General features: G+C 39.3%; 3 protein-coding genes. 1 reads left to right on the plus strand and 2 read right to left on the minus strand.

Going from position 1 to position 3,892, the window contains the following annotated elements; translation table 11 throughout:
- Positions 1–410 precede the first annotated feature (410 nt).
- Complete coding sequence (locus ABFQ95_07950) at positions 411–1,484, plus strand: PDDEXK nuclease domain-containing protein (protein ID MEN8237452.1); 1,074 nt, start codon at positions 411–413, stop codon at positions 1,482–1,484.
- A 101-nt stretch (positions 1,485–1,585) separates the two neighbouring features.
- Here ABFQ95_07950 and ABFQ95_07955 read toward each other — a convergent pair whose 3' ends face one another.
- Together ABFQ95_07955 and ABFQ95_07960 are read right to left on the minus strand one after the other, a co-directional pair.
- Positions 1,586–2,293, minus strand: coding sequence for a tyrosine-type recombinase/integrase (locus tag ABFQ95_07955; GenBank protein ID MEN8237453.1), 708 nt, complete (start codon positions 2,291–2,293; stop codon positions 1,586–1,588).
- 11 nt (positions 2,294–2,304) lie between these two features.
- Positions 2,305–3,612 carry a transposase gene (locus tag ABFQ95_07960; protein ID MEN8237454.1) on the minus strand — a complete coding sequence of 436 codons (1,308 nt, stop codon included), beginning with the start codon at positions 3,610–3,612 and terminating at the stop codon, positions 2,305–2,307.
- Positions 3,613–3,892 lie beyond the last annotated feature (280 nt).

Consider the following 3,892-nt stretch of genomic DNA (forward strand, 5'->3'; position numbering starts at 1 on the left):
GCTAGGTACAAAGGATTGTGTTGGATCCACGAAGGTAGACATTACAAGAAATTAAATCCTGTTGTACCTTTGCATCGCGAAAAATTAGATCAGTTCATGGCCCAGTGTGAGACAAGCTGCAATATCGGTAATCTCAGGGAAAATTTCCGCTGAAGTAGATTTGGATTTTTAGAAAGACAGGATAGATTTCAGGAAGAAACTTCCGCGTAAACCCTTTTTTGGCAAGCTTTTTCAGGGATTACCAATTTTCGTCGTCTGAGAAATTACGCAGTAACAATCACGTGAAATCGAGCAAAAATTTATCGTTTTGGATCGAATCTCTAAATGCCATATTTTTTTGGTGTTTACAATAAAATCTATTTTATCTAATATCCCAATATGAATTTAATTTTAGGCCAGGAAAAAGTAAAATGGGTGGAACTAAAAAAGTAGCCACACAAGTACACGAAAACGTTTTGCCGCACACAAAACCGCTATTAGATGACATCAGCAAATTAATTGATGATGCAAAAGGGCATGTTGCACGAGAGTATAATTCCACCCAAGTCCTACTGTGCTGGCTGATTGGAAAACGCATTGATGCAGAAATCTTAAAATCTCAGCGAGCAGAGTATGGTGAAAACATTGTCGTATCTCTTGTGAAAGAGCTTTCAGCGAAATACGGCAAAGGGTACAGCAGGCCAAATCTCTTTAGAATGATCAAGTTTGCTAAGCTTTTTCCGGACCGTGAAATTGTCTCAACACTGTCGAGACAATTATCTTGGTCCCACTTTATTGCGGTTTGTTCCATTGAAGAGAAGCTCAAGCGAGAGTTTTACACCGAAATGTGTCGCGTCCAACACTGGAGCGTGCGAGCCCTAAAGAAGCAGCTGGATGGAATGCTTTATGAGCGAACTGTTTTGAGTAAACAGCCAGAAACCGTAATCGAATCCCAGATTGCTGCATTAAAGGCTCATGATGTTATGAGCTCAGAACTTGTCTTTAAAGACCCTTATTTCATAAATTTTATTGGAGGACCAGAATCCTTTTCTGAAAGAGAACTTGAAAACCTGATTCTCGATAACATCACAGATTTTCTTCAAGAATTGGGATCTGACTTTTGCTTTGTTGCCAGGCAGAAAAGAATGAGCACAGAAAGGAAAGACAGATACTTAGATTTGTTGTTTTTTAACCGCCGCCTATGTCGACTGATCGCTGTTGATTTGAAAATTTCGGAGTTTGAACCTGCTTACAAAGGACAAATGGAGTGGTATCTGAATTGGCTTGATAGACATGAGCGCCTCCCTCACGAAGAAAAACCTGTTGGAATTATTTTGTGCGCCGGCAAAGATCAAGACGACATTGAATATCTTGAAATGAATAAAACGGGTATTCATGCGGCACAATATTTAAAAGAGCTCCCACAAAAAGAAATTCTAGAACAGAAATTAAAGCAAGCAGTTTCGATAGCTAAAGAAAATTATGCAAAAAAGAAAATTGCTTAGAGAAAATAAACGGCAAATTCTTTCAGGTCTTGACTGCGAAAACGATACTGACTAACCTGCTTGCAGGTTAGTCACAATAGAAGACTTAATTGGCGGTGAGTCTAAACCGGGAATTTTTCAATCACCTTGTTATATTCTTTTTGTGCCTCGCCAATTGATAACTGAGAATAAATTTCTAAAGATTTGCGGCTCTCGTGTCCAGAATATGGTTGAATGAGCGCATCATCGATGCCTTGTTTTTTAAGCCAGGTCAATAAAAAATGGCGTAGCTTGTGTGGAGAAATAGATCTAGCAATGCCAGCTTGCTTGGTGTATTCTGATAAAATTCTACGCACTCCACGGTCGGAATATTTTTTCTTCCACGATGATTCAAATAAATGCGTTGCTCCTTTTTGCAGAGAATCCTGAATATGCATAGCCAAGGTTTCTTTGAATGAGGCAGGAAAGGGAACCATGCGGGTTTTGTCTCCTTTGCCTCGCTCTATGCGGATTTGACAACGGTCAAGGTCGACATCATTAAGCTTAACATCGATAACCTCACTGACACGCATACCTGTGTAGAGAAGAGTTTTGATCAGGATCATATGGTTCATATTTTTCGAACGCCAAACACTTTCATAATACTGCTTAATTTCTTCCTCCGTGGGAACATAGGGAAGATGTTTGGGTTTGTTTTTTCTTTTAACAGCAAGTTCTTGACGAATGTGACGAAAGACTTCACGAAGATAATCATAGTCTGGATGTTCAGGTCTCAAAAGCTTGATTAATTGTTTGGCTTTTTTCTTTGATGGGGTTCTAGAGATTGTCATAGTAAAAATTCCTATGGTTTAGGGGGAGATAAATCAAGACGCTTACGTATATCAAGTAAAAAAAGTCCGTACGGATTAATATGCGCATGAATAAGAGGCGAAAGAGCACGTTTATCCTCAGGTGTTAGTCTGTTTTGCCATTTTGGTGTATTTAACAATGTTTGCAGCATTAAGGTATTCATATACACCAAGCTCGTCTGGAGCAGGCTTAAACAGAGCATCGACAATTCCTGCTCTTCCTTGAAATTGCTATTAATTTCCCCTTTTTTTCCATAAAAAATGAAATCATTAACACCATTCCAACGCTCTACTACGTTTAATCCTTCGTGGATTTCTTGCCGCAAAGATTCAGATTGAAGATAACGACACAAAAAAATTGTTTTAACGGCACGCCCTAATTCAATCAGAGCCTGATATGTTGGGTGGTTTTTATTGTCTTTGGTAAATCTTCTCAAGATCTCTTCAGCATTGGCCGTCCCAAGACGCAGAGCGGTCGTATATTTAATAATTTCGTCATACTGTTCAATGATTAAATCCCACCTTATGGGACGATCTAGGATATCTACGAGCTGGTCATATTGTTCTTTATCGCCAATCTCAACGACAGCAAGTTTCTGTCGCCCGATGGTTTTTAAGCGAGGCAAGAGGTCAAAATTTAGGATATACGAAAAAGCAAAACCGATAATTGTTTGGCCTGCACTGTCTACATAACCACTTTGTACATCCATATTTGTGCAATGGTGCAGTACTCCTTCAATCATGGAGGCTACCTCTGAAGATGTGCACGTTTTAAGCTGTGAAAAGATGCAGGCAGCTTTTTTGTCGAGATGCCAATAGATCATTACTCCAGGCCCCCGATAACGCACATGCCACTCTGACATTAGATTTTGATCCCAAGCCCCAAACTTTTTCGAATCACAAGCACAGGACGTTAGATCTTCTCCCCACAATTCACTCTGTCGAATCTCAAAAATAGTATTTGCTAGTTGAGTTAAAGCTTGGCGGAGATTGGAAGAATTTATGTAGCGACGTCGAATGTAGCGTAAATCCTGATATTTGATTTCCTTATTACCAGAAGCAACTCGCTTAAGCCCCGCATTGCTACCGTACGCGTATAGACAGAGCAACAGACGTATTTGTAGCTCTTCCTTGTCCAGATATTCCCTAGTACCAACGGATTGGAATATAGACGTCAAACCAACCCTTAGATCTGTTTCCTTTAATACATCTAATAATGAAATACTTGACCATCTCTCAAAAATTTCATGCCTGAGCTTTTCAATGTTCGGTGGAGGCTTCTGTTCTTGAACAGGAGTCAATTTTATCCAACCTTTCTTGTTTTTCTTGATAATTTTGACTTTGCTGTTTTTGGGTAGATTTTTATTTAGAAGATGTAGTGCTTTTCGCAACTTATTTTTGAGGGTACCTACAAATTCATTGCCAGATAAGGGTTGTTTGAGAGCCTCATAATGCTTGCTTTTCTCTTCCTTAAAATTTTGTGGTATACCCAGGATGTTTCAAACTGTTGAATCCAGCCTCTGAAAATTATCATTGATCCGCCCAGTCATAGACATGGCAATTTTTGGCCAAGTAACATCA

This window comes from Pseudomonadota bacterium (assembly GCA_039714795.1).
Lineage (GTDB): Bacteria > Pseudomonadota > Alphaproteobacteria > JAGOMX01 > JAGOMX01 > JBDLIP01.

Bases quoted from the DNA above. Each gene is read 5' to 3' on its own strand.
- ABFQ95_07950 (MEN8237452.1), top strand. From the start codon at position 411: ATGGGTGGAACTAAAAAAGTAGCCACACAAGTACACGAAAACGTTTTG.
- ABFQ95_07955 (MEN8237453.1), bottom strand. From the start codon at position 2,293: ATGACAATCTCTAGAACCCCATCAAAGAAAAAAGCCAAACAATTAATC.